Raw genomic sequence first — 24,034 nt, 5'->3', positions numbered from 1 at the left:
AGCTTACAATCAGAGACTTAACACTTTACCGCTATCGAAGTATGAACGATCTATTAACTGTGGCAAATTCGCACACTCTGGTAGTGATTGCGGCGATCGTTGTCTCGTTTTTGCTGCTGAAACTCGTTTTTAGGATTTTGAATAGCGGAGCAGGATTAATTTTAACGATTATTGCGATCGTTCTAGGCTTGCAATATTTGCTTGGAATCAGCCCGAATCAACTCTGGAGTGAGATCACTCATTTGCCCCAGGAATTGATTCGGCTCGTCGAGAATGTTCAATTACCAGAACTCGGTTAGGTAGCATTATTTGGGAAAGAACGCCGAGTCGGAATGCTGATTGCGCCATTTCAGAAATGCCTCAACCGTTGAAAAGTACTGAACAATTTCATCGAGTCCTCCAGGTCTACCTTTCAGATAGCCTTCTAGATAGGTCGAATCTTGTCGCTTGGGGAGAGAGCCAGCATCACGATCGCGTTGTCCCTCTTGATAACGGCGTTCTCTTAAATGCTCAAACATACAATGTCATCATTAATTAACTTACAATTTCACTGTAGACATTCCAGTTCATAACAGCAAATACTCTTTTCTCTTAAAATCATCACTTTTATTGATGATTTTAAGAGAAATCGAAGTTTCTCCGCAGGCTCTTGTTACCGCTTAATCAACTTATGCCACTGCACCAACTTCAGTGCTTGACGAGAACTATTTTGTAAGCCCATCTAGATTTTCAGAATTTGTATCAGAAGTACTTTTGTCAAATTTTGATCTGTGAAATACTAGCTTCCTAAGTTGCATAGTCCGATAAATCGACCCATTTATCGTAGATTATTAAATTAAGGAGTTAATCGAATGACTTATGTTTTAGCGATCGCGGGAAGTCCCTCTCATCCATCAAGAACCTACAGTCTCTTGGAAACAGCGACTCAACGGCTAGAATCAGCTTCGATTGAGACAAAAATCCTCTCCGTCCGCGATCTGCCTGCGGAAGTACTCGCATTTGGACAATATGACAGTCCAGCTTTGGAAGAACCGAAAGCCTTGCTTGAAAAAGCAGCAGGCATTATTATTTCGACTCCAATCTACAAAGCGTCTTATACAGGCGTTCTGAAAGCATTTTTAGATTTACTGCCTCAGAAAGCGCTCGTTGATAAAATTGTCCTGCCAATTGCAACCGGAGGAACGATCGCTCATCTGCTGTCGATAGAATATGCGTTGAAGCCTGTTTTATCTGAACTTGGAGCGCGTCACTTCATCAGCACAGTTTACGCAGTCGATAAGCAAATTCAGCGACAACCTGACGGATCGCTGCAACTTGACGAAGAAATTGAGCAACGCTTGGAACAGTCATTGCAAGAATTGATTGTTGCGATTCAAAGTGCAACGACTCCTCAAGTGCTAGCTCATATCAGTTAAAGCTAGACGGTGTTCTCCTAGCTTATTGGTAGCAGGTGAATCTACTCCTTTTCATCTGCTGCTTTCTCTACTAAATATAATGATTGCTCAAACACGAATACAACATCCTGGGCAGCATTAATCCTTAAGAAACAATATCAAACGACGTGCGATCGCTAGCTTTAAGTTAGCGATCGCTTTTTAATGAGCATCACTTCTACTTATCATTCTAACAATCAGAAGTATTTGCTTTTATTAGTCTCCCCGTATACATTCAAGTTAGCAAAATTAAATAGCACCCATGACAGAGGGATTTGGATTACTGATTAGAGTATTCCAAAGATAGACCGAAGAATTGTCTGAAATTACTTGAGGCTTTTCTTTGATCGATTGTTCTTAGCTGGCTAGCCCGTTCGGGGATATTTCACCTTGAGCGGCACATTTCTGTTTGTGTTTATCTCGACGATTAGGAGACAAATTATGAAGCCTGTTTTTGGCAAATGGTGTGCTACAGCACTATCACTCATTATAAGTTCAGCAGGTGCGATCGCGATCTCATCTCCCAGTTTCGCCCAGAGTATTAATCAAACTCCACCGATCACGCTCGTGCATCTTGCTCGGCAAGGTTATCTTCAAAATCAAGGAATTCCTTCTGGATCAGACTTAGTGCAAGCGATCGCAACTGGCACCATTACGCCTGAGGCACTCATTCAAGCCGGAATCCAGAACAATCTAGTTCCTTCAAGCGCTTTGAATGATCCGGGCTATATCAATATCGTTCAAGTCGAATTTCAAGATATTTTGCAGAGAAATCTACTTTCTTCTGGTAGCTAGTTCGTTGAAGAATCTATGTCGGGATTTCGGTCAGCAGAAGCTCAAGTCTTGCCTAAAAACATCTCAAATCTAAAACGCAAAAGCAAGTCTTTTTGATTCTCTCGTGTGGAATTAGCTCTTAGATCTAGCACACCGAAATCCCGCATACAAATCAGCATTTTTTTTCATCTCGACCGCTTAATCCCAGAAGATTCTGAGTCCAACATTGAGGCGATCATCTCCACATCAGCCTGATTCAGAATGATAAATGATGCAGTTTGAACCGATCCAATGCGATCGCTCACTCCTCCCAATCAGCACTCACAGACATACCCGCTTCAAATTCTGAATTGAATTTTCGCCACAGATGAAGCAAATGACGACCCGAGAGCTGCTACAAACTTCAATCATCAGTAAGCTTGCTATCACACCATTCTTGCTTGGCTCAAGACTCTAGGATCAAGGCAGCACAGTAAATAGAAAGCCTGAACTTCTAGCTCAAACGAGTTTGCCAGAAAGGTTTGAAGGAGTAAAACAACGGCAGATCCATTCAGACGAATTGCACAAAGCTAAAAAACTTCAAGGATTTGTAACACAGTATACTCATCTTCCTAGCGCAAATGTGGAAGAGTTAAAAAAGAGAAACTACAATATCTCTACCAACTTACAGTGGTTTCAAGAATTAAGCAACTTCTTATCGCCAAATTACCGACCCAAGCCATTTCAGTGAGACCAGTATATCTTTCATCATGAGTCTTTTTTTGTTGAACTATTCCGGGAGATTTGAATGACATCAGCAAATCATGGAATTCATCTCAAGCTTGAAAACCTGAGAAAATCATTCCATTCTCAAGAAGTTTTACGAGGCATTGATCTCGAAGTATTACCAGGGCAATTTGTCGCGATCGTTGGTCGAAGTGGCTGTGGTAAAAGTACCTTATTGCGCCTCATCTCTAGCTTAGTTCCTCCAACAGAAGGAAATGTACTACTGGATGGACAACGCTCACAACACCTCAATTCCGATGTGCGGATGATGTTCCAGGATTCGCGTCTACTGCCTTGGCAACGCGTCATTGATAATGTCGAACTCGGACTGATTGCCACGAAGCATAAGTCTCATACAACTTCGAGACAGAAAGCCAGAGAAGGATTAGTCTCAGTTGGACTCGGCGATCGTGGAAAAGAATGGCCTGCTGTTCTATCCGGTGGGCAACAACAGCGGGTTTCCCTTGCTAGAGCATTAGTTAGTGAGCCGCGTCTATTACTGCTCGATGAGCCTCTTGGAGCCTTAGATGCGTTAACCCGTGTGGAAATGCAGAGTTTACTAGAACGACTATGGCAAGAGCAGAAATTTACAGCATTCTTGATCACGCATGACGTGGAAGAGGCAGTAGTCCTTGCTGATCGTGTAGTTCTGATCGAAGACGGTCAAATTGCACTAGATATTTCAGTCGATTTACCTCGTCCTCGGCAGCGCGGAAATGCGGTCTTTGCCAAGACTGTAGAAACTCTAGTACAGCGTGTGTTGGGAAAGCACGAGCAAGAATGGTCTAAAGCAGAATTTGCCCAGTTTGAAACAATTGCGAAGTGAATGTACAAAAAAGCTGCTTAAGTCCTGAAGCTGAATAACGCAGATGAATCGAAATCTACTGATCGTATCTTTAACGAGAATAATTCTATGGGTCAACAAGCACTAAGAACAGAATCGTTTAAATTGTCATTAGGAAACCCGCAAATTCGGGCGTTTTTACCGTGGGGATTTCCGATCGCAGTTCTCATTCTGTGGCAAGTACTCTCTTCGATTGGAATCATTCCAGCTAGAGTACTCCCTTCACCTTCTAGTGTGTTTCTAGCTGCGTGGAATTTGATCCTATCTGGTGAATTGCTGAAACATATCACAATTAGTGCAAGACGAGCGATCACTGGATTCATTATTGGGGGCGGGATTGGCTTTATATTAGGTGTACTCAACGGTTTGTTTCCGATTTCAGAAACCTTGTTTGATACAACCTTGCAAATGCTACGAACGATTCCGAACCTGGCATTGCTTCCACTCGTGATTTTGTGGTTTGGAATTGGCGATGAAGCACGGTTATTCTTAGTATCGTTAGGAGTACTATTCCCGATTTACCTCAATACATTTCATGGAATCCGCAATGTTGATCCTGGATTGATTGAAATGGGTCGGGTCTATGGCTTGAAGCCACTACAATTGTTTTGGAAGATTATCCTTCCAGGTGCAATGTCTTCGATTCTAGTCGGAGTACGTTTTTCACTGGGAATTATGTGGCTGACTTTGATTGTTGCAGAAACGATCGCGGCGGATTCTGGCATCGGCTACATGGCAATGAATGCGCGGGAATTTATGCAAACAGATATTGTCGTTCTGAGTATTTTGCTTTATGCATTGTTTGGGAAATTAGCAGATGCGATCGCAAGAGCATTAGAGCGATCGTGGCTCCGATGGAATCCAAACTACAAAAACGTTTAACTTTCGAGTGCCTCACCAAGCCCATCCAACCTCTGCATAACTGGATGGGCTTTTTTTATGCTGAAAAGCTATATCTTAGATGCTGCATTGATGAAATCTGATCGTTAATCAATTTGAGAAACTACCTTTATGGTTTTGCTTCAATAAACCAGCGCCATACAACCCTTTCAGCATTGGGATTATCCTGGGGAATCGTAGACACAACCAGTAGTTCTCCATTGTTGTTAACAAACTCAAAGCGGCAGGGTGCTTGACCTGTGCCAGAACAATCTTTTACTTCTACATAACCTCGTTCTAAAAGCATTCTCACAACTTGTTCACGACGGTTAGGAGGATCGCCCTGAGTATGCGGTTGCCAGCCTTGATCGATTAGTTTTTGACGAGCTTCGGAGTAAGGCATATTTTCAGTTAGCCCCAAGGTGTTTACATGGATTGGAGAAGCTGCCGAAGTTACGTTCTTTGTGGATTGTAATTTTTGAGTCAACTTCCAACAGCCATTTTGGTGCTGAAAAATGTAAGCGCCCGGATTTCCATAGGTTTGTACGATTTCTTCAGACTCAGTTCCGGTGACATCTCCGGTGTATCTGTACTGTGCTTTGATATAGTTCACGCGGAATGTATCTGCGCTTGTTCGATCGATATCGAGCTTGAGCCGAGTATAGGGGCTATTGTCTACACTCGATGGCACCAGTTGAACCCAGCGAGTATCTACTAAATTGATGCTAAATTCATCATCCTGGCGACGCAAAACTTCTAGCACCTGCGCGGGATTGTCGTAGTCTCGAACTTCAATACGCTCGGCAGTATACATCGCCCGCAGATCGTTACCTTGTTCATCTTTGCCGAAAACGAATTTCTCAAAAAAGGTTTCATATTCAGATCGATCGCAGAACGCAGGTAGATTTGGGCGTTGTGCAATTTGAGCTTCAGAGGTTGGCTCATTCGATCGAGGAACAGTTGCAGATTTAGGAATAGGTGTGGAGCTAGATTGTGTTGCGACTGAGGAGGGAGTGCTTACATTACAAGCTTGAATCAATCCGATGAGAGCGAGCGGCATCAATTTGTAAGAATTCATGATCGTCATGTCGTGAAAAGCTAGAAAATCAACTTAGACCTGTGGACAGGCAACTCCTTTTGTGCTGATTGGTTCAATTTTCTCAGTCTTCGTGTTTGCTCTCCATGCTCGATAAATCGTTGTGCGAATATCGTCATGGGTTGCTTCTGCGATCGCAAAAATTTCTCGATCGTTCACGCCATCCAATCGACAAAACGCATAATGCAATTCTTGTGATCTAGGAAATGTTGGTAGCTCCATGACATCAACCACCTGCACAGGAACGGCCCCGCCGCGATCCCATTTGAGAACCTTGGTAAACCAGATCATTCTGGTGTTTCCTCGCTGCACGAAATCAGCCCGATATCGTCCCCCTTTCACTACCCAACCGCCGTTATCTTTGAATCCGGTTGGAAGCTGACGATAAGTTAGCCCAATGTACGATCGCAAGTTTGATCGAGAAAAAGATGAGGCTTGACCCAGAACAGGTTGAGCGACTAGCGGTAGTTGTGTGCCCAGCATGATACCTGCAATCAAGGCAACTCCAAGAAGAATGCGATCGTGCATTTTGAATCTGTTATCGATCATGGTTTGACTGAGTTTTGATTGAGCGGTCATCGTTTTACTTAAATCTTTGAATAGGTCTAAGGATTAACGCTAAGGAGGTCATGCAATTTTTGAGTTGAGTATGCCTCCGGCATCGGATTCACCGACCAAACGATAAGTTCCGCAATGAGTCTGAAGATTGAGAATCCACACCCAACCACCCAGGAGAAATTGCGCGACCGCTGGAGATCAATTCATCGCGATCGCTGATGGAAGACAGGACTGCCCGATATGTTCACGAATTAGGCGAACACTTTTACGCTGCAAAAATCACCGTTTTTCTGGATTAGAGATCAATATTTTTTCGTGATCTAGCTTTTTCAGTGGGGAACACTACTCGACAAAAGCCCTCTTCAAGCACGAATTTCCATGACGATTTCTCTCTATCTGAATCACCGCGATGTTAAATCTCGACAGAACGACGTTACCACCTTCGCTTCTGAATAATCGCTATCAAGTCTTAGGCGTATTAGGCGATGGTAGCTTTGGCATGACCTATTTAGTAGAAGATACACTGATGCCTTCGGCGCGAAAGTGTGTTGTAAAACAGCTAAAACCTGTGAGTGACAATCCACAGGTGCATCAAATGGTGCAAGAACGCTTTCAACGCGAAGCTGCCGTTCTAGAGAAACTCGGCGAGAACTACGATCAAATTCCCCGTCTCTATGCCAACTTTGTCGAAGGCAATCATTTCTACCTAGTTGAAGAATGGATTGATGGAGTCACCCTAACTCAAAAAATCCAATCTGAAGGAATATTGAACGAAGGAACAGTGCGAGAAATTCTCTGTGGGATACTGCCTGCGATCGCACATATTCACCGTCATCAAATTATTCACCGCGATCTCAAACCGGACAATATCATCCTGCGGAATAGCGATCGTAAACCAGTTTTGATTGACTTTGGTGCAGTGAAAGAAACAATGGGAGCAATCATCAACTCTCAAACGAACAGTTCACATTCGATCGTCGTTGGTACTCCCGGTTACATGGCATCTGAGCAGCTTGCAGGACGACCCGTTTATGCAAGCGATTTCTACAGCTTGGGAATGACCGCCATCTATTTACTAACAGGTAGACAACCGCAAGATCTCGATTCTGATCCACGCACCGGAGAGATTCACTGGCAGCATTACGCTCCAATGATTAGCCCTGGATTCGCAGCAGTACTGAACCGATCAATTCACATTAATCCTGCTGCTCGGTTCGCTTCGGCTGAAGAAATGCTCACAGCAGTTCTTGCATTAGGAAGCAGCACTTTACCGTTTGGTCATATGCAGCCTGCAAACATGATTGCAGCAGCTCAACCACTTCCGAGCATTCCTCACACCCAATTTAATTCAACCTCAAACTTTTCATCTCCACACTCTCAAATGACACCTACTTCAGCTCCAGGCAGTGAATGGAAAAAAGCAGTCATCACTGGCGGCATCATCGGTATCAGCATTCTAGGCGGAGCCTTGTTGCTCAAAAGTCAAATTCCAGGCGTTTCAACCGAAGTCAAACCATCTGCTTCTCCTAGTCCCGTTGCTTCTGCGTCACCCAGTCCATCGTCGAGTCCTGCTCCGAGTGCAGCAAGCTCACCGAAACCCTCTCCGACTGCGGCAGCCCCGGCTCAACCTACCATTCCAGCTTTAACTCAGGTTACCGATACCAATGCCACGATCGTGGGTGAACCAGGCGCAAAGAACATCCGCTCTGGAGCAACAACCAGTGACCGTGTGTTGTATCGAGGCATTCCCGGCGATCGCGTTCGGATTATTGGGACTAGTCGTAATTCAGATGGGCATCCTTGGTATCAGATACTGTTACCCGATGGCGGTACAGGATGGATTGCGGGTCAACTCGTCAATCCAGATCGACCGATTGTTCAAGCTCCAGTTTCAACTCCCGTACAATCGCAGTCTTCTGACACGAATGCCACGATCGTCGGGCAACCGGGCAGCAAGAACGTTCGGAGTGCGCCAGGAACGGACAATAGTGTAGCGCACATTGCTTATACAGGCGATCGGGTTCGCATCCTCGACATCGGAAATGATTCAGGTGGCTATGTCTGGTACAAAGTCTACTTCCCGAATTCTGGCGCGATAGGCTGGATTGCCGAACAGTTAATTCAACGAGATTAGTGATGAACTTTGAGTGTAAAGAGGTCTGAATGAGGCAATCTTTTCTGTCTTCCCGATCGCTGCGATTTATGTTGATCGCAGTGCTAAGTGCGGGGTTTATTGTCTTTGTCGGGTTAGGACTTGAATCTAAGATGGCTTCTTCAGATCCTGCCACTCAAGTTGTGCAGCCCCCTCAGCCTCAGTTCTCAGTGCCGCCTCAGAGACAGTCTCCTCCGATCGCGGTTACATTACCGCGTGAAAAGAGTGTACCTTCCGTTCCAACAGTTCCACCTCCACCCGCTATCATTCTCTCGCAACCCAATCCTGCCCCCGTGACGGTAAAAACGGCTTATGGTCATCTGCCGTATGCGGAAAATGATGCCATTCGCTTAGAAGTTGTGGGTCAGTATGTGCGCGATGGTTACGCTCGTGATGAACGATTAGATATAGAAGCTGCTCAAGCCTTTCGCCAAATGGCAAAAGCGGCAAAGGCTTCGGGGGTCTTACTCATGCCACTCTCCGGATTCCGCGAGGTTTCAGTTCAAGCAGAGCTATTTGCTCGCCAGATCGAGCGCAAAGGCAGCAAAGAAGAAGCAGCAAAGTGGAGCGCGCCCCCTGGACATAGCGAGCACCATACTGGATATGCGATCGACATTGCCGATCAGCAATCTCCTGAGAGTGATCTTAAGATTAGTTTTGAAGCTACTCGTGCTTATCAATGGTTAGCAGAGAATGCCGTTCAGTACGGGTTTGAGTTATCTTTTCCGCCCAATAACTGGCAAGGAGTGAGCTATGAACCTTGGCATTGGCGCTATGTCAGAAGTACCAGAGCGCTACAAGTGTTCGCAGCAGCAAAGCGTCCTCAGTAGTTTAAGAACACGAGAATGAAAGAGCTTGCAGAGAAGTCACAAGCCTAAATGAGATAAAAGAGCATTAATTGTGAGAAGTGGGAGATAGGGAGCAGGGACATCATTTCAGATCTTCACCCTATCTCCCTATTTCCCATCTTCTTATCAGATTGGATCAACCCCCTTCAGAATCCCAAAAAGTACGGCTTGACAGGCTTCTAATTGATTCGTACACTTAATCTACGATAGATCTATCGAGTTATGCTAGATTAGTATCCCCTGGACAGAGGTAAAAATGACGATTTCTACTGACTATGATCCTGCTTCTCCTGTGAGCCTACCTACCGTAGAAGAGCGCGCGCTTAGTTCTGTATTAAAGCTTGCTCCAGCACGTCGCTCATTACCAAGCTGGGTCAAAGCTGAGATGAACTGGGTGCGTCGATTGTGGTGGCATACGAAAGCCTATGGAACAATTTTGGGTGTGGCTCTCTTGGCTGGTGGAAGTATAGTTGTGTTGCTATTTCATCAAAAATTACGGCAGTTGTTTCGATGAGTTATTTTCCTGAAACGTTGCTTTGAAACCTTGCTCAAGTTGCATAAAAGTCTGACCTGCTGAAGAATTAGGGGATGCGATCGCAATCGGAGTTCCGGCATCTCCACCTGACGCACCTTGTTGTTTGAGTGCAGCAGCAAGATTGACCGCGATCGTAGATTTGCCAACGCCACCTTTCCCGCTCGAAACTGCGATCGTTATTCTCACGCCTGGAATTGTGCAGAGTTGAATATCAACCTTCTTACACCACTCTAGGCGAGAGAGGATCGTTTGGATGTGGTCTTGTAAATTGTGCTGATGGCAACCCACATAGAGCCGTAGATAAACGTAATCATCTACAATCCGCAAGTTTTACACCATGCCTAAACTTACAATGTCATTGTTCAGATCTGGTTCAATGACTTGCTTGAGTAATTGTGTAACTTCTTGAGATTGATCAGGTATTGGCAGCAGGTTGTATCACAGCTTGAATTTTTTGAATCGATCGTTGAGCATAAATGCAAACATCTCGTTCTGGATTTGCTTGTTTCGCCTTGATGCCTGTCATTGTTCCGGCAGTTCCACCATCAATCACCAGCACATTTTTCTGCAACCACTGAGTTTGAATAGAGTCTGTCATTGAAAATTCCTCACAGTGCATTAGAAACGGCTTCTTTCACCGCAATTTTCTTAGGGATCAGCTTGATATCGTGAAATGCATCCGCGATCGCTTGTTGCTTGGTAATCACTTCATTCGTCAAAGGCAGTACACCATACTCTCGACGTTTTTCCGCTTTTTCCAAAATTGCTGCATCAATCCCAAGTTCAGGCGATAAGAATTTCGCAACTTCTGCCGGATTACTCTTTGCAAAGTCGCTGACTTTCTTGACCTGCTCTAGCAATGTTTTCAGAGCTTGTGGCTGTTTCTCAATAAAAGATTGAGCCGCGAGATAGTAACCCCGATTTGGCGCAAGCCCAGTCGCATCTTGGATGATTCTTGCTCCTGCTGATTCTTCTGCAACCGCAAGATACGGATCCCAGATCGCCCATGCGTCTACATTTCCACCTTCAAATGCTGCTCTTGCATCCGCAGGTGTTAGAAAAGCTGGGGTGATGTCGCTATAGCTCAATCCAGCCGACTGCAAAGCGCTGATCACCAAATAATTTGTATTGGAACCTTTTGCAAAAGCAACTTTCTTTCCTTTAAGATCCTGAATTTTCTGGATTGGAGAATCTTTGCGAACGACGATCGCTTCTGCTTTCGGACTCCAAGGATCATACGCCACATATCGAACGGGCGTACCTGCTGCTTGAGCAATGATAGGCGGAGATTCGCCCGTGTAACCAAAGTCGATCGCGCCTGCATTCATCGCTTCTAGCATGGGCGGGCCTGCTGGAAACTCTGTCCAAGCCACAGAACTTCCTGCTCCAGCAAGCGCTTTTTCTAGCTCACCTCTGGATTTTAATAAGCTCAGAATGGTTGCGGCTTTCTGATAGCCGATTCTGATCGCCCCTACATTTGCAACTGGACTTGCTGTATTGCCTGAAGGCGCAGACGTGGTTGAAGGATTGGAAGAACAAGCCGCAACCAAGCTTAAACTCAATCCGATCGTGAACAAGAATGTAAACGATTTTTTAGCTTGCTGTCTAAATCTCTTCGGCAATGTCTGAAAAAACGATCGCACGTTGAACTGGGTGAACACCGCTAACTCCTTAAAACAGATGACAGGATGTAATACGCAATACCCGATAGTCCAGGTATATTCGCTAAATCAGAATCTACGGTGAATCAGTAGAGATATTGTAGATTCGGTTCAACAGTATTGCATAAATCCTTCTGGGAAGACAAGACTTGTTCACTGATTAAGAAAATCGCCATAATGACGATTCTTTAATCTTTTAGCGATCGTATTTATAGCGCATTGCCGTAATCGATCCTTTCTTCAGTTGAAGCCACACGCGCAGCACTAGAGTAAATTGTGCAGGTCGAATCGAGGCGCGTTAGGTTCGAGGAGAAGCACTAGGTCACAAAATTTCTAGCTCCTCCATCACACTCCATGTTGTTTGAACCAAGCTTGCAAGCGTCGCCAACCATCCTTTGCTTCTGCCTCACGATACGAAGGACGATAGTCAGCGAAGAATGCATGAGGCGCATCTGGGTAAACGATGATCTCAGATTTGCTAGAACTCGATTTAAGACGATTACGCAACGTTTCAACTGTATCTAACGGAATGCCTGTATCTTGTCCTCCATAGAGTCCGAGAACTGGAACAGTCAAAGCCGAAGCAATATCAGCTGGATGCTTGGGAGTGAGCGGAGTAGAGTTACCGACAAGACGCCCATACCAAGCCTCGCCCGTTCTTACATTTGGATTGTGAGCGGCATAAAGCCAAGTAATCCAACCTCCCCATCAAAATCCTGTTACTGCGAGTCGGCTCTTATCTCCTTGACCAGATTTAACTGCCCAGGCTACTGTGGCATCGAGATCAGAGAGCACTTGAGCATCGGGAACCTTAGCAACGATCGAGCGAATTTCTTCAATGTTACTCCATTTGGAAACATCGCCTTGGCGTGCAAATAGTTCAGGCGCGGTTAGCTTCGCTGTGCTGAAGGCAACGCTAAATATCCCAACTTAGCAAACCGCCGAGTAATGTCTTGAATATGTTCATGCATACCGAAGATCTCTTGAATTACGAGAACAATCGGAAAGTTGCTGCCAGTCGCAGGAGCAGATCGATAAGCAGGAATCGTTCCATCTTTGACAGGAATGTCGATCGCTCCGGTTACTAAGCCTTCTGAATCTGTTTTGAGCGTTGCGCCTGAAATGGGTTGGACAGCAAGGGCAAAGCCTGTTGCAAGTGTGGCTGTTGTCATAAATTTGCGACGAGTAATCGGTTTCATTGTGCCTGTTCTCTAAACAGTGAGTCGCCAAATGTACTGAAGAAGAAAGAGTAAAACCTCTATCTAAAAAACTAATTAGATTATCTAATATTTCGTTTCAATAATTATGTCGCCAAGAAGACTTGAATTCCCAAAGAGGCTATGCAATACTTCAAAGTTATTCTACGGTAACACGACCGACAAACCGGATGATGTTCTGAATTAACCTGTCTGGATCGTTACAGCAAAACTGATTTGAACTTTTAGGACATACGCTATGAGTACCCTACAGCTTTACTTCACCCGGCGTTCTACCTTCTCTCAACGCACTCGCGTTGTTTTGGCAGAAAAAAAGATTGAATTTACTCCAGTCGAAATTGATCTTGCCGATAAGCCTACTGATTTTCTCAAGATTTCTCGCTACGGGAAAGTACCTGCGATTAAGCATGGCAATGTTGAACTCTATGAGTCTGCGATCGTCAATGAGTATCTTGATGAGGTCTTCCCAGAACCACCGCTTCTACCCAGTGATCCAGCACAAAGAGCGATCGCACGCATCTGGATCGACTATGCAAATACTCGATTTGTACCTGCTTTTACTAAACTGCTGCGCGGTCAAAATGCTCAAGAACAAGAGCAAGGGCGGAGAGAGTTCACAGAAGCGCTCTTGTATATTGAGCAAGAAGGACTCGGCAAACTCTCGAACAATGGCACTTACTGGCTAGGAGAGCAATTTAGCTTAGTCGATATTAGCTTCTATCCGTGGTTTGAACGGTTGCCTCTGCTCAATCATTTCCGCAAGTTTGAACTTCCAACAGAAACTCCTCGACTGCAAGCCTGGTGGAAAGAAGTGCAGAATCGTCCTTCTATCCAATCAGTTGCTAATTCTCCTGAATACTACATTGAAAGCTTCACGAAGATTTTAGGCCAACCCACTGTAGTCGGCGCAGTTCAAAAGTAGGAAAGATCCTGTATGAGTAACAGTCAGCTTCTAGATAGACTCCAAGTTGATGAACTTCCTCAAATTGAGGCAAGTTTGAACTACTTGATTCCGATGACACAAAAGCCTGTTTACTATGTTCAGGAAACGCCAGCCGGACAGCCGCAACATAGTGGATCGTTTGAGGCGCGACAAGTAGTCATCCAGAATGCGCGATCGCTCTCGAACTTATCTATCGATCGAGAAGGCTTTCAACTCGTTCATCATCACAGTTCTGTTCAGAATTTCTACGACGATGAAGCCGTTCGCCGCATTTACTATCCTGAAGCTGAAAAGCTGTTAACAACCTTGACAGGCGCGTTCAAAGCCGTTGTTTTTGATCACAATGTTCGGAATGCACAACGGGCACAACGTCATGAAGACAATGCCAAAGAGCCTGTGAAGCGCGTTCACAACGATTTCACAGCAAAATCTGGTTATAGCCGTGCCAGACTTGAGCTAGCGGCACGAGGTGTTGAGAACATTGCTGAATTGCTTCAGCATCGATTCAGTGTAGTGAATGTTTGGCGACCGATCGCTGCCCCTGTGCAAGAATCTCCGATCGCAGTTTGTGACGCGCAGAGTCTTGCCTTGACAGATCTCGTTCCACTTGATTTGGTGTACCGAGATCGCATAGGCGAAACTTACGCAATTACCTACAACTCCTTGCATCGTTGGTTCTACTTCCCACAGCAACAGCAACACGAAGTTCTACTGATCAAATGCTTTGATTCCGCAGAAGATGGGCGAGCAAGATTCACTGCTCATAGTGCATTCGACGATCCCACAAGTCCAGTCGATGCACCTTCTCGCAAAAGTATTGAACTGCGAACTTTCATTTTCTATCCCTCATAATCTAGGAGCAAATTGACGAGATGAGCGCAAGAAAACAACTGAGATTAGGCGCTTTTTTGATGAGTTCTGGGCATCACTTAGCAGCATGGCGACACCCAGATGCCAAAGCCGATGGCGGTCTGAGTTTTGAACATTTTAAGCAAGTTTCACAAACCGCAGAGCGCGGAAAATTTGACATGATTTTCTTTGCCGATGGGGTTTCAGTCCGAGATCGCGGAAACATCAACGCGCTGAGTCGAGCAGGACACGTCGCTCATTTTGAACCGCTGACGTTACTGTCTGCTCTCTCAGTTGTCACAGAACGAATCGGTCTAGCTGCAACGGTTTCAACCACCTACAATGAACCTTACCATCTTGCTCGCAAATTCGCTTCATTAGACTATCTCAGCGGTGGTCGAGCAGGCTGGAATCTAGTTACCTCTGCAACGAATGCCGAAGCAAAAAACTTCAACCTCGAAAAGCATCCCGATCATAGTCCTCGCTATCAACGTGCTCGTGAGTTTGTCGAAGTTGTGACAAAGCTCTGGGATAGTTGGGAAGATGATGCTTTCTTAAGGGATAAAGAATCTGGAGTCTACTTTGATCCAGATAAACTACATGTTCCGAACCACAAAGGCGAGCACTTTTCTGTACAAGGTCCATTGAATATTGCTCGTCCGCCTCAAGGCTATCCCGTCATAATTCAAGCAGGTTCTTCTGAGGATGGTAAGAATCTTGCCGCACAGACTGCGGAAGTCATTTTTACAGCACAGCAAACGTTGGAAGATGCTCAAGCATTCTATACAGATGTGAAAGGACGGCTCGCACAGTATGGACGATCACCTGATCATCTCAAGATCATGCCAGGAATTTTCCCAGTGATTGGACGAACTGAGCAAGAAGCACAAGAGAAATTCGAGCTTTTGCAATCGCTCATTCATCCTTCTGTTGGCTTGGGTCTGCTGACTGGGCTAGTCGGTGGAATTGATCTCTCGAACTATCCAATTGATGAGCCGTTGCCGAATTTGCCTGAGACGGAACTTGCTCAGAGTCGATTAAAGCTGGTTAAAGACCTCGCGCAACGAGAACAGTTAACAATTCGACAGTTGTATCTCGCGATCGCGGGGGCGCGCGGGCATCGGCAAATTGTCGGTACACCGGAATACATTGCAGATCAACTCGAAGAATGGTTTGTCAAGGAAGGCGCAGACGGCTTTAACATCATGCCGCCCTATCTACCGGGTGGCTTAGATGAGTTTGTTGATTTAGTCATTCCTGAATTACAACGTCGGGGATTGTTCCGAACTGAATATGAAGGACAGACCTTGCGAGAAAATCTTGGGCTACCTCGTCCAGAAAACCAACACCGAACAAAAGTGTTAGCATCCATTTCTTGACGAGAATTGTCTGAGGTAGCAGAAAAAGACGCTGTGGTTGCTTTTTACGATGAAGGAAGTAACCGCAGCATTTATTTCAGCACAATGAATGTTGTGAATGGTCAAGATGTCATGTTGCGTAGCGTTTCAATGTTCAACGCGAGTTTTTTCCCTAGCCATAGCGCATGAGCGGTATGATCAGCAACATCATCTCCTGTTGTTGGATGCACTAAGATGTCTAATCCTTCGCGATTGAGCATCAGCCATGAAACAATCTCACCAAACTGCTCTGGAGCAAACAACACCTGATACATCGATTGCGGGTGAGGTCCTACATTTGCATCATGCCAGCGTCCCAGTTGGACTTCAAAGCGATCGCTCAATCCTTGCCGCACTCGTGCAGCCGCCTCACGACTCTCTGGATTAAAGTAAACATGCGCATGGAAATCTTTGATCTCAGTCATAAGTTATTGAATAGTCAGAACGTTATTCATCAGATAAACCTAGCAAAGGTTCCTCAAAAATCTCATTCAGTAATCCCAAGGCTTCATCAATTTGAGCCACTTGTTCTGCGGTCAAGCTACTGAGCAAATCTGTAATGTAAGCGCGAGTTTGAGCGCGAGTCTGATATAGATGCTGCTTACCTTCCTCGGTCAAATTGAGTACAACTCTGCGGCGTTCTTCTGGGTTGTCATACCGCTCAACATAATTCCGCTGGACGAGCCTTTCTGTATTGGCCGATGCGGTAGCACGAGTTACTCCCAAATGTTCTGCAAGTTCAGATAACGACGCGCCGGGAGTACGATCGAGAAATGCCAGTGTTCGGAACTGCGGAACAGAGAGTTCAGTACTCTTTCGTGCCCGCATATCTGCCCGGAGACAACGCATCACTAATGGAATAACCTCCACTACCTTAGAGGCGCACTGCTCCGAAATCTTTTTCCGAGACAACTTTTTGGCTCCCATGCAACCGACACGCTCCAAATCGCTAACACAAATACGCTCAGAGTGCCATTGTACTGTATCGCCAGGATCTAAATCCACGGAGTACGTATCAGCGTCCCTGAGAGCGTCAGCGCTGGAGAATCCAAAATCTGAATTTCAATTCAAATCTTGGTGAATTTTGCAGAATCTCATCTGTATCTCTTCTATCACAAATACGCTCCAACAATTAGAAACACAAATCATCAGAATTACAGATATTTTGTCTTTTAAATACTTTTTTCTCCTTGGTAACTATGCGATACTTCGCACAATCTACGGTGAGTTGATTGATTTAAGTAGTACTGTAGCAATCTAGCATACCCTATGAAACAGATGTGATGCTTTGTAGCTGTTAGTCTGCCCCAATTTCATAGATAAGTTAGGTTGCTATTTTTATTAATTTTTTTCAGAAAGGAATACCGACGCATCAACTTGCTGAAATTTCTACAATACCGTGAGGTTCACCTTCATACCTCAAGCTATCCTATTATGACACTTGCTCCTGATCTGTCTTCAACTAAAACTTCTCTGTTACGCGATCGCTATGGGACAGCATTCGATTTAGATGCTCCTTGGAATCGAACTTTATCTGACCTGTTCTCTCATCGCTCAATCCGAGCTTATCTTTCTAAACCGCTACCATCAGATACTTTAGAACTCTTAGTTGCGGCAGCTCAATCAGCTTCAACTTCATCGAATCTACAGACTTGGAGTGTCGTTGCGATCACAGATCAAGCTCGTAAAGAACGATTCGCTCAACTTGCAGGCGGACAATCTCATATTCAGCAATGTCCATTGTTTCTGGTCTGGGTAGCAGATCTAGCACGACTTGCTCATATTGCTGAAAATCGCGGGCTACCTCACGAAGGGTTGAACTATCTAGAGATGTTTTTGATGGCTTCGATCGATGCGAGTCTTGCGGCTCAAAATGCTGTCATCGCAGCAGAATCGCTCGGCTTGGGAACAGTCTACATTGGTGCATTGCGAAATCAACCGGAAGCAGTTTCAGCAGAACTTAATTTACCGAAGCATGTCTTTGCTGTATTCGGGTTGTGTGTTGGTTATGCTGATCCTGAAAAGCCAGCAGCGATTAAGCCTCGTTTGCCACAGGAAGCTGTTCTGCATCAGGAGCAGTACAGTTTAGAGATTCAAAACGAAGCGATCGAGCACTATGACGAAACGATGACTCGCTTTTACGCAGAGCAGCAGATGAATACGCCTGGAAATTGGTCACAGCATTCTGTCGATCGCATTGCGACTCCAGAATCGCTGCGAAATCGCGCTCAACTGCGTGAGTTTCTGAATAATTTAGGGTTTGAGCTACGTTAATTTAGAGGGTTTTCAGATGGTTACTACCTACGATCCGACTTTATTTCAGGGCGCAGCTTCGTACTATGTGCGCTATCGATCTCGCTATCCTCAAAGTCTATTTGATCGAATCGCCGATCACTTTCAACTCAGCCCTCAAGAACGCCTGTTAGATCTTGGCTGTGGAGCAGGATTAGTTGCAATTCCATTTAGCGATCGCTTTCGGGAAGTCGTCGCGATTGATCCCGATGCTGACATGCTCAAAGAAGCTCAGGCAGAAGCAAAAAGAACAGGGGTCAATAACATTCACTGGATTCACGATCGGGCAGAATCGCTTTCTGAAGAACTTGGTCAATTTCGACTGGCAACATTTGGGCGATCGTTTCACTGGATGCAGCGGGAACTCGTTGCGGAAAAATTGCGATCGCTGCTCACTGATGATGGCGGAATTGTCATTCTCAAAACGGGCGATGATCCCTGGAATAGTCAGCTACCTTGGAAGAAAACAGCAATTTCTGTAGTCAAGCGATGGCTTGGAGATCAGCGGCGCACAGGGCAAGCAGGACAGGGCACCTGGAAATCTCTAGACGTGCCTCATGATGTGGTGTTAGAGACAGCAGGATTTACACAGCACACTACGATCGAAGTCACTTTTGAGAAAACCTGGACAGTGGATTCGTATTTAGGTTACCTCTATTCAACCGCGTTCGCGCTTCCTTCTTTTTTTGGGGAGAACCGCGAAGAGTTTGAGGCAGATCTCAAAAAATCATTGTTTGAGATTGAATCATCTGGCAACTTCACTGAAGTACTATCTGCTGCTGCACTGATTGCGCAAAAAAGTAAGTAATTCGTCTTCAATTATCTATCTATCTTGGAGTTTGTACAATGAGATCAAGAATTAAGATCCATCGTCGTCAGTTTGTTCGCATTGTGCTGCCTGGTTTAGTCGGAGTTTCAACCGCAGCATTGGGCAGTTGTGGCAAGCCAGCTTCGACTGTCTCTAGTTCTCCCAATGCAGCAACTAATATTGCTGCCAATACTGGCTCTAGCATCGGCTCTGGAATCAAAACGAAGGTAATTCGCCTAGGCTTTCAGCAAGCAGGAGACTTAGTAAAAGTTACCGGGGTCTTAGAGAAACGATTAGAGCCATTGGGTGTCAAAGTTGAGTGGGCACAATTTGTCCAAGGTCCACAACTCATGGAAGCAATGAATGTGGATAAGATCGACTTAGGATCAGTTGGTGAAACGCCGCCTATTTTTGCTCAAGCAGCGGGAGCACAAATCGTTTATGTTGTCGGCTCAAAAACCACGCCCCAAACCGGAAAAAGCAGTATTATCGCTGTTCCGCCGGAGTCTCCCATCCAAAAAATTGAAGATATCAAAGGACAAGAAGTTTATTTTCAGAAAGCTTCAGCCTCTCACTACTTTATCTTGGTCGCACTAAAAGAAGCAGGACTAAGCATCAAAGATATCAAAGTCAGAAGTATCCCCAATGTAGAAGCACGAGCCGCATTTATTGAAGGTAAAGTACCTGTGTGGGTGTCGGGCGATCCTCACTACGCGATCGCAGAAAAGCTCGGTCGAATTCGGGTGCTTCGAGATTCCGTCGGAACGAACTCGCCCGGTGGGTACTATGTCGGTCGGCGAAAGTTTGCTGAGGAAAATCCTGAATTGCTTAAGATTGTCATTGAAGAGATTGACAAAATTGAGCAGTGGGCAGAGGCAAATCGAACCGATGCAGCTAAGCTCATTGCACCCGAACAAAAACTTGATTTAGATGTCATGCAGAAAGTGATTGATCGGCGCACATTTGGACGCAGAGCGATTAGCCCAGACCTGATTAGGGATCAGCAACGTGTCGTCGATGTGTTCTTTGAAAATGCGTTGATTCCTAAGAGGGTCAATGTTCAAGATGCATTGTTACCCTCTGATCTCTATGCTGCAATCACGCCACAAAACATTAGCCAACGCTAAGAATAGCAAGCTAGACATTGCGAGTTCTGGGTAGAGCTTTGAAGAAATTGAATCTCAGCTGTCGCTGCACTCTGGGAAAGGTTTTGGACAAGTTTAGAGCAAATTGATTAAAAACTCCGGTTTAACGGTAGATTTTTCGGTGTTTGATGCCTGTTTATGAGAGAATGGCGTGAGAATACACTTTTCACGCCTTTGTTGAATGACTCCTTTTGAGAAGAATCAACAACCTAAGCTCTTTATGACACGAGGATCAATCTATGAAACTCAGCACTTGGACAGCAAGAATTTTCGCAATGTTGGCAACTTTCACGGTGTTTTCAGCGCTTGCTCAGAGCGGGGTCGCAATTTTTCTCTTTTCCCCTAGCTTCACTCTCCATATCTCTAATTTTCCCCAAGTCCAGATCGCTAGTTGCTATCCTACAGAGCCAGAACCGAGTCCCTCTCCTACTCCGAGTCCTGCTCCGGCTCCAAAATTTCAGCTTATATAGATTTAGCAGGATTGACCTATGAGCAGTGTTGAACTTTCTCTACCGCGCTCGTCGCAACCTCGCCCACAGCGGTTAGGCGTGCTGGTAATTTTAGCGATCGCAGTTGCCGCTGCGATCGGACTGACTTTGTTTGGATGGCGGCAGAGCGTTTTATTTCTGATTGGTGGATTGTTTGGAATCAGCTTGTATCATGCAAGTTTCGGTTTTGCTTCTGCTTATCGGAGACTCTTTGTTTATGGCGATGTGAATGGAGTCTTGTCTCAAGTTTTGATGCTTGCGATCGCGACTGTGTTGTTTGTACCGTTCCTCGCAACTGGGTCTTTCTTGGGACAACCGATTGAAGGAGCTGTTGCACCCGTTGCTGTTCAAGGCGCGATTGGAGCATTTCTATTTGGGATTGGAATGCAATTAGGGAGCGGGTGCGCTTGTGGAACGCTATACACGATTGGGGGTGGCAGTAGCGGCATGGTGTTGACATTGCTGACATTTGGAATTGGTTCTTTCTGGGCAAGTCTCACTGGAGGTGTTTGGGCAGGATTGCCGAGATTGAATCCAATTTCTTTGGTTAACACTTGGGGTTGGGCTGGTGGTGCAATTCAGCTCGCAGTCTTGGGATTAATTGCGTTTGTGCTTTGGAAGCGACGGGATACGACTCCCTCTGTGCAGCGATCGTTCTCATTGCTGTATGGTCCTTGGTCGTTGGTTTGGGGCGCTATCGCGCTTGCTGTTCTAAACTGGTTAACGCTGCTTGTTGCTGGAAGACCTTGGGGCGTGACCTGGGGCTTTACGCTCTGGACAGCGAAGATTGCTCAATTCTTAGGGTGGAATCCAGCAGCGAGTGCATTTTGGAGTAAAGGATTTGGAGCAGACGCTTTACAAAAAAGTGTCTTCGCAGATCCAATTTCTGTGACTAATTTCGGTGTGATTCTAGGAGCCGCACTCGCAGCAACTTTAGCAGGAAAGTTAGCAGTTAAAAAACCTCAATCAAGGTTAGCGATCGCGGCTGCGTTGATCGGCGGTTTGATGATGGGCTATGGTGCAAGGCTTGCATTTGGTTGTAATGTTGGTGCTTACTTTGGCGGGATTGCATCAACTAGCTTACATGGTTGGCTTTGGATTGTGTTTGCGCTCTTGGGGACGGGAATTGGCGTGAAGGTGCGATCGCTGTTTCAACTCTCAAATTAATCATGCGATGGATTGTCCTGTTGGCGATGATATTAGGCTTGTTGATAGCTCCGGTAGGGAGCTTTCTGCCTGGTGCTCACCACAGGACAAGTCACACCATTTCTACAGGTTCAGCGATCGCCCAGTACTATTTTGATCAAGGATTACTCTTTGCTTATGGTTTCAATTATGCAGAAGCTTATCGATCGTTTCAGACCGCTGTAAAGCTCGATTCTCATTGTGCGATGTGCTACTGGGGAATGGCTTATGTGTTGGGTTCAAATATCAATACTGAAATGCCAACAGATCGAATGCCACTCGCTTGGGAAACGGTGCAGAAAGCGGTTTCACTCCAAAATACGGTTACTTTAGCAGAACGGACATATATTCAAGCATTATCAAAGCGATATACAGCTAGTTTGAACTACGATCGCGCTTCTTTAAATCTTGCTTATGCCAATGCAATGCGCGAAGTTGCTCAGAACTATCCGGCTGATTTAGACGCGGCAACGCTTCTCGCTGAAGCTCTAATGGATACGATGCCCTGGAACTATTGGCAAGATAATGGTGAGCCAAAACCAGAGGGGCGAGAAATTCTGGATACGCTGCAATCGGTGCTAGAGCGAGATCACAATCATGTTGGAGCATTACATTTTTATATTCATGCAGTAGAAGAAAAGCATCCAGAACTCGCGATCGCGGTTGCGGATCGACTGCGAGATTTACATCTTCCGCTTGGGCATCTCGTTCATATGCCGTCTCACATTTATCTAAGAGTTGGGCGCTATCAAGACGCAGTCAGAAGTAATCAAGACGCGATCTCAGTTGACCAAAAAACACGAACGCAGAATGGGATTTACCGATTCGCTTACGTGCCGCACAATCAGCACTTTCTCTGGTACGCGGCTACACTCGCCGGAGAACAACAGATCGCGCTTCAAGCTGCGGAACAGACTGCAAAACTGGTTGATCCCAATTTGCTGCGCAAACCAAGTTATGGAACCTTGCAACACTATTTGTCGATTCCTCTGTATGCTTGGGTCAAATTTGGACATTGGGATAAAATTCTTGTTCAACCTGCTCCTGAAGCTGATTTAGCTTATCCTACAGGCGTTTGGCACTATGCGCGAGGATTAGCATGGGCACATCAAAATGAGTTGCAGAAAGCAGAAATAGAACTAAAACAATTAAGAGCGATCGCGTCGAGTCCAGCTCTAAATGGCGTAACAATTTGGGATGTGAACACTACGGCAGATTTGCTAGAAATTGGGTCTGAAGTTTTAGCAGCAGAGATTGCGTCAAGACGGGGAGAGATTGAGCCAGCGATCGAATGGTTGAGAAGTGCGATCGCGAAAGAAGATCAACTTACCTATGATGAGCCTGCGCCTTGGCATTCTCCAGTGCGGCAATCGTTGGGTGCTTTGTTGCTGGTGCAGAAGCGATCGGTAGAAGCGGCACAAGTATTTCGAGAAGATTTGGCAATCTATCCGAATAATGTTTGGTCGCTTCAAGGATTGGCACGTAGTTTGAAGTGAATGGTGATTTAAGGTATCGCGACAGCTGCGTATATCATGAAAGAATCAACCAGAGCCGTGGAAGTTGAAACCTCGCCATGACACAGGCACTCGAACAGCGAATCTATACTCCTGAAGAGTATCTTGAGCTTGAACTGGCTTCTGAGACTCGCAGCGAATACTGCAATGGAGAAATAATTCCGATGACCGGAGGGACTCCTGATCACAATGAGTTGGCAATTAACCTCGCATCCTTGCTGAAATCTACTCTGCGAGGAAAGCCTTATCGCATTTTTGCCACAGATCAACGGCTTTGGATTCCTGCTCGCAATCTCTACACTTATCCTGATGTAATGGTAACTGAAAAGCCTTTACAACTTCAGACCGGGCGAACTGATACGGTGATTAATCCCTGCTTCATCGCTGAAGTGCTATCTAAATCAACGCAAGATTATGATCACGGGGATAAGTTTTCTGCTTACCGCACGATCGAGAGCTTCCGCGAATATTTGATGATTGATCAATACAGCGTTCACATCGAACACTACGTTAAAACGGCTGCCCATCAATGGCTACTCTCTGAATATGATGATCCGAGTGTCACGTTGACTTTGAGAACGTTTGACGCTCAAATCCAAATCGCTGCGCTTTATGAAAATATTGAGTTCGATCGTTGATAAAACTTAAGCA

Annotated in this window: 27 protein-coding genes and 1 pseudogene; 18 read left to right on the top strand and 10 right to left on the bottom strand. The window is 45.5% G+C overall.

Annotation, left to right across the window (positions count from 1 at the left end):
• Positions 1–41: 41 nt before the first annotated feature.
• Positions 42–299, top strand: coding sequence for a hypothetical protein (locus tag OU814_RS01840; protein WP_017290814.1), 258 nt, complete (start codon positions 42–44; stop codon positions 297–299).
• A 6-nt stretch (positions 300–305) separates the two neighbouring features.
• Here the strand turns inward: OU814_RS01840 and OU814_RS01835 are convergent, their stop codons facing one another.
• Positions 306–518 (bottom strand): hypothetical protein, encoded by a 213-nt coding sequence (locus tag OU814_RS01835; RefSeq protein ID WP_017290815.1) that lies wholly within the window; start codon positions 516–518, stop codon positions 306–308.
• Positions 519–851: 333 nt separating this feature from the next.
• Here OU814_RS01835 and ssuE point away from each other — a divergent pair, with 333 nt between their 5' ends.
• From ssuE to ssuC, 4 genes are all read left to right on the top strand, one after another.
• Positions 852–1,415 (top strand): NADPH-dependent FMN reductase, encoded by a 564-nt coding sequence (gene ssuE / locus OU814_RS01830; RefSeq protein WP_268180008.1) that lies wholly within the window; start codon positions 852–854, stop codon positions 1,413–1,415.
• 459 nt (positions 1,416–1,874) lie between these two features.
• A complete protein-coding gene (locus OU814_RS01825; RefSeq protein ID WP_017290817.1) occupies positions 1,875–2,228 on the top strand; it encodes a hypothetical protein in 354 nt (117 codons plus the stop codon).
• Between the two features lie 766 nt (positions 2,229–2,994).
• Positions 2,995–3,798 (top strand): ATP-binding cassette domain-containing protein, encoded by an 804-nt coding sequence (locus OU814_RS01820; RefSeq protein WP_268180005.1) that lies wholly within the window; start codon positions 2,995–2,997, stop codon positions 3,796–3,798.
• An 87-nt stretch (positions 3,799–3,885) separates the two neighbouring features.
• Entirely contained in the window at positions 3,886–4,698 is an 813-nt protein-coding gene (ssuC, locus tag OU814_RS01815) for an aliphatic sulfonate ABC transporter permease SsuC (RefSeq protein ID WP_017290820.1), read from the top strand.
• A 127-nt stretch (positions 4,699–4,825) separates the two neighbouring features.
• Here ssuC and OU814_RS01810 read toward each other — a convergent pair whose 3' ends face one another.
• Both OU814_RS01810 and OU814_RS01805 read right to left on the bottom strand, forming a co-directional pair.
• Positions 4,826–5,773, bottom strand: coding sequence for a hypothetical protein (locus tag OU814_RS01810; protein ID WP_268180002.1), 948 nt, complete (start codon positions 5,771–5,773; stop codon positions 4,826–4,828).
• A 33-nt stretch (positions 5,774–5,806) separates the two neighbouring features.
• Entirely contained in the window at positions 5,807–6,370 is a 564-nt protein-coding gene (locus OU814_RS01805) for a hypothetical protein (protein ID WP_017290822.1), read from the bottom strand.
• A gap of 388 nt (positions 6,371–6,758) precedes the next feature.
• Here OU814_RS01805 and OU814_RS01800 point away from each other — a divergent pair, with 388 nt between their 5' ends.
• The 3 genes from OU814_RS01800 (at position 6,759) to OU814_RS01790 (ending at position 9,863) form a co-directional block, all read left to right on the top strand.
• Positions 6,759–8,483 carry a serine/threonine protein kinase gene (locus OU814_RS01800; RefSeq protein ID WP_268179999.1) on the top strand — a complete coding sequence of 575 codons (1,725 nt, stop codon included), beginning with the start codon at positions 6,759–6,761 and terminating at the stop codon, positions 8,481–8,483.
• Positions 8,484–8,512: 29 nt separating this feature from the next.
• Positions 8,513–9,331, top strand: a complete 819-nt coding sequence (locus OU814_RS01795) for a M15 family metallopeptidase (protein WP_268179997.1) — start codon at positions 8,513–8,515, stop codon at positions 9,329–9,331.
• 274 nt (positions 9,332–9,605) lie between these two features.
• Positions 9,606–9,863, top strand: coding sequence for a hypothetical protein (locus OU814_RS01790; RefSeq protein WP_268179995.1), 258 nt, complete (start codon positions 9,606–9,608; stop codon positions 9,861–9,863).
• Here the strand turns inward: OU814_RS01790 and OU814_RS01785 are convergent.
• From OU814_RS01785 to OU814_RS01765, 5 genes and pseudogenes are all read right to left on the bottom strand, one after another.
• Entirely contained in the window at positions 9,843–10,211 is a 369-nt protein-coding gene (locus OU814_RS01785) for a P-loop NTPase (RefSeq protein WP_268179993.1), read from the bottom strand. The genes OU814_RS01790 and OU814_RS01785 overlap by 21 nt on opposite strands.
• 88 nt (positions 10,212–10,299) lie before the next feature.
• Positions 10,300–10,482: a hypothetical protein gene (locus OU814_RS01780; protein ID WP_268179991.1), complete on the bottom strand. Its 183-nt coding sequence runs from the start codon at positions 10,480–10,482 to the stop codon at positions 10,300–10,302.
• 10 nt (positions 10,483–10,492) lie between these two features.
• The gene (locus OU814_RS01775; RefSeq protein ID WP_268179989.1) at positions 10,493–11,545 is read right to left on the bottom strand and encodes a sulfonate ABC transporter substrate-binding protein; all 1,053 of its coding nucleotides are present in this window, start codon (positions 11,543–11,545) and stop codon (positions 10,493–10,495) included.
• Positions 11,546–11,890: 345 nt separating this feature from the next.
• A pseudogene (locus OU814_RS01770) lies at positions 11,891–12,376 on the bottom strand (dienelactone hydrolase family protein).
• A gap of 59 nt (positions 12,377–12,435) precedes the next feature.
• Positions 12,436–12,744: a dienelactone hydrolase family protein gene (locus OU814_RS01765; protein WP_268179987.1), complete on the bottom strand. Its 309-nt coding sequence runs from the start codon at positions 12,742–12,744 to the stop codon at positions 12,436–12,438.
• Between the two features lie 256 nt (positions 12,745–13,000).
• Here OU814_RS01765 and OU814_RS01760 point away from each other — a divergent pair, with 256 nt between their 5' ends.
• Genes OU814_RS01760 through OU814_RS01750 form a run of 3 tightly spaced genes read left to right on the top strand, consistent with a single transcriptional unit; the run spans position 13,001 to position 15,933 of the window.
• The gene (locus OU814_RS01760; RefSeq protein WP_268179985.1) at positions 13,001–13,684 is read left to right on the top strand and encodes a glutathione S-transferase family protein; all 684 of its coding nucleotides are present in this window, start codon (positions 13,001–13,003) and stop codon (positions 13,682–13,684) included.
• A 12-nt stretch (positions 13,685–13,696) separates the two neighbouring features.
• Positions 13,697–14,557, top strand: a complete 861-nt coding sequence (locus OU814_RS01755; protein ID WP_268179983.1) for a CmcJ/NvfI family oxidoreductase — start codon at positions 13,697–13,699, stop codon at positions 14,555–14,557.
• A gap of 20 nt (positions 14,558–14,577) precedes the next feature.
• Positions 14,578–15,933: an LLM class flavin-dependent oxidoreductase gene (locus OU814_RS01750; protein WP_268179981.1), complete on the top strand. Its 1,356-nt coding sequence runs from the start codon at positions 14,578–14,580 to the stop codon at positions 15,931–15,933.
• Between the two features lie 101 nt (positions 15,934–16,034).
• On the opposite strand, the gene OU814_RS01745 is transcribed toward OU814_RS01750, so the two are convergent.
• Positions 16,035–16,376, bottom strand: coding sequence for a DOPA 4,5-dioxygenase family protein (locus OU814_RS01745; RefSeq protein ID WP_268179979.1), 342 nt, complete (start codon positions 16,374–16,376; stop codon positions 16,035–16,037).
• A 22-nt stretch (positions 16,377–16,398) separates the two neighbouring features.
• Positions 16,399–16,779 carry a MarR family winged helix-turn-helix transcriptional regulator gene (locus OU814_RS01740; protein WP_239741233.1) on the bottom strand — a complete coding sequence of 127 codons (381 nt, stop codon included), beginning with the start codon at positions 16,777–16,779 and terminating at the stop codon, positions 16,399–16,401.
• A 606-nt stretch (positions 16,780–17,385) separates the two neighbouring features.
• Between OU814_RS01740 and OU814_RS01735 the strand changes: the two genes are divergently transcribed.
• The 7 genes from OU814_RS01735 to OU814_RS01705 all read left to right on the top strand — a co-directional run bounded on the left by OU814_RS01735 (position 17,386) and on the right by OU814_RS01705 (position 24,021).
• Entirely contained in the window at positions 17,386–18,225 is an 840-nt protein-coding gene (locus tag OU814_RS01735) for an NADPH-dependent oxidoreductase (protein WP_268179976.1), read from the top strand.
• A 16-nt stretch (positions 18,226–18,241) separates the two neighbouring features.
• On the top strand, positions 18,242–19,051 hold the full coding sequence (locus OU814_RS01730) for a class I SAM-dependent methyltransferase (protein ID WP_268179974.1): 810 nt from the start codon (positions 18,242–18,244) through the stop codon (positions 19,049–19,051).
• Positions 19,052–19,089: 38 nt separating this feature from the next.
• Positions 19,090–20,178 (top strand): aliphatic sulfonate ABC transporter substrate-binding protein, encoded by a 1,089-nt coding sequence (locus OU814_RS01725; protein ID WP_017290836.1) that lies wholly within the window; start codon positions 19,090–19,092, stop codon positions 20,176–20,178.
• Between the two features lie 257 nt (positions 20,179–20,435).
• Complete coding sequence (locus tag OU814_RS01720; protein ID WP_190648369.1) at positions 20,436–20,666, top strand: hypothetical protein; 231 nt, start codon at positions 20,436–20,438, stop codon at positions 20,664–20,666.
• 18 nt (positions 20,667–20,684) lie between these two features.
• Complete coding sequence (locus OU814_RS01715) at positions 20,685–21,851, top strand: YeeE/YedE family protein (protein ID WP_268179971.1); 1,167 nt, start codon at positions 20,685–20,687, stop codon at positions 21,849–21,851.
• 2 nt (positions 21,852–21,853) lie between these two features.
• Positions 21,854–23,365: a hypothetical protein gene (locus OU814_RS01710; protein WP_268179969.1), complete on the top strand. Its 1,512-nt coding sequence runs from the start codon at positions 21,854–21,856 to the stop codon at positions 23,363–23,365.
• A gap of 77 nt (positions 23,366–23,442) precedes the next feature.
• Positions 23,443–24,021 carry a Uma2 family endonuclease gene (locus OU814_RS01705; RefSeq protein WP_017290840.1) on the top strand — a complete coding sequence of 193 codons (579 nt, stop codon included), beginning with the start codon at positions 23,443–23,445 and terminating at the stop codon, positions 24,019–24,021.
• Positions 24,022–24,034: the final 13 nt, after the last annotated feature.

This window comes from Leptolyngbya sp. GGD (assembly GCF_026735145.1).
In the GTDB taxonomy this organism is placed as follows: Bacteria; Cyanobacteriota; Cyanobacteriia; order Leptolyngbyales; family Leptolyngbyaceae; genus Leptolyngbya; species Leptolyngbya boryana.
Note: the sequence above shows the minus strand (reverse complement) of the source record. Positions and strands in the feature narration are given on the sequence as shown.

Excerpts from the sequence above, each read along its gene's own strand:
- OU814_RS01800 (WP_268179999.1), top strand. The coding sequence starts at position 6,759 with ATGTTAAATCTCGACAGAACGACGTTACCACCTTCGCTTCTGAATAAT.
- OU814_RS01825 (WP_017290817.1), top strand. The coding sequence starts at position 1,875 with ATGAAGCCTGTTTTTGGCAAATGGTGTGCTACAGCACTATCACTCATT.
- OU814_RS01765 (WP_268179987.1), bottom strand. The coding sequence starts at position 12,744 with ATGAAACCGATTACTCGTCGCAAATTTATGACAACAGCCACACTTGCA.
- OU814_RS01795 (WP_268179997.1), top strand. The coding sequence starts at position 8,513 with ATGAGGCAATCTTTTCTGTCTTCCCGATCGCTGCGATTTATGTTGATC.
- OU814_RS01740 (WP_239741233.1), bottom strand. The coding sequence starts at position 16,779 with ATGCGGGCACGAAAGAGTACTGAACTCTCTGTTCCGCAGTTCCGAACA.
- OU814_RS01805 (WP_017290822.1), bottom strand. The coding sequence starts at position 6,370 with ATGACCGCTCAATCAAAACTCAGTCAAACCATGATCGATAACAGATTC.
- OU814_RS01755 (WP_268179983.1), top strand. The coding sequence starts at position 13,697 with ATGAGTAACAGTCAGCTTCTAGATAGACTCCAAGTTGATGAACTTCCT.
- OU814_RS01790 (WP_268179995.1), top strand. The coding sequence starts at position 9,606 with ATGACGATTTCTACTGACTATGATCCTGCTTCTCCTGTGAGCCTACCT.
- OU814_RS01720 (WP_190648369.1), top strand. The coding sequence starts at position 20,436 with ATGAAACTCAGCACTTGGACAGCAAGAATTTTCGCAATGTTGGCAACT.
- OU814_RS01715 (WP_268179971.1), top strand. The coding sequence starts at position 20,685 with ATGAGCAGTGTTGAACTTTCTCTACCGCGCTCGTCGCAACCTCGCCCA.
- OU814_RS01745 (WP_268179979.1), bottom strand. The coding sequence starts at position 16,376 with ATGACTGAGATCAAAGATTTCCATGCGCATGTTTACTTTAATCCAGAG.
- OU814_RS01835 (WP_017290815.1), bottom strand. The coding sequence starts at position 518 with ATGTTTGAGCATTTAAGAGAACGCCGTTATCAAGAGGGACAACGCGAT.
- OU814_RS01735 (WP_268179976.1), top strand. The coding sequence starts at position 17,386 with ATGACACTTGCTCCTGATCTGTCTTCAACTAAAACTTCTCTGTTACGC.
- ssuC (WP_017290820.1), top strand. The coding sequence starts at position 3,886 with ATGGGTCAACAAGCACTAAGAACAGAATCGTTTAAATTGTCATTAGGA.
- OU814_RS01730 (WP_268179974.1), top strand. The coding sequence starts at position 18,242 with ATGGTTACTACCTACGATCCGACTTTATTTCAGGGCGCAGCTTCGTAC.
- OU814_RS01710 (WP_268179969.1), top strand. The coding sequence starts at position 21,854 with ATGCGATGGATTGTCCTGTTGGCGATGATATTAGGCTTGTTGATAGCT.
- OU814_RS01725 (WP_017290836.1), top strand. The coding sequence starts at position 19,090 with ATGAGATCAAGAATTAAGATCCATCGTCGTCAGTTTGTTCGCATTGTG.
- OU814_RS01820 (WP_268180005.1), top strand. The coding sequence starts at position 2,995 with ATGACATCAGCAAATCATGGAATTCATCTCAAGCTTGAAAACCTGAGA.
- OU814_RS01840 (WP_017290814.1), top strand. The coding sequence starts at position 42 with ATGAACGATCTATTAACTGTGGCAAATTCGCACACTCTGGTAGTGATT.
- OU814_RS01810 (WP_268180002.1), bottom strand. The coding sequence starts at position 5,773 with ATGAATTCTTACAAATTGATGCCGCTCGCTCTCATCGGATTGATTCAA.
- OU814_RS01760 (WP_268179985.1), top strand. The coding sequence starts at position 13,001 with ATGAGTACCCTACAGCTTTACTTCACCCGGCGTTCTACCTTCTCTCAA.
- OU814_RS01750 (WP_268179981.1), top strand. The coding sequence starts at position 14,578 with ATGAGCGCAAGAAAACAACTGAGATTAGGCGCTTTTTTGATGAGTTCT.
- OU814_RS01780 (WP_268179991.1), bottom strand. The coding sequence starts at position 10,482 with ATGACAGACTCTATTCAAACTCAGTGGTTGCAGAAAAATGTGCTGGTG.
- OU814_RS01705 (WP_017290840.1), top strand. The coding sequence starts at position 23,443 with ATGACACAGGCACTCGAACAGCGAATCTATACTCCTGAAGAGTATCTT.
- ssuE (WP_268180008.1), top strand. The coding sequence starts at position 852 with ATGACTTATGTTTTAGCGATCGCGGGAAGTCCCTCTCATCCATCAAGA.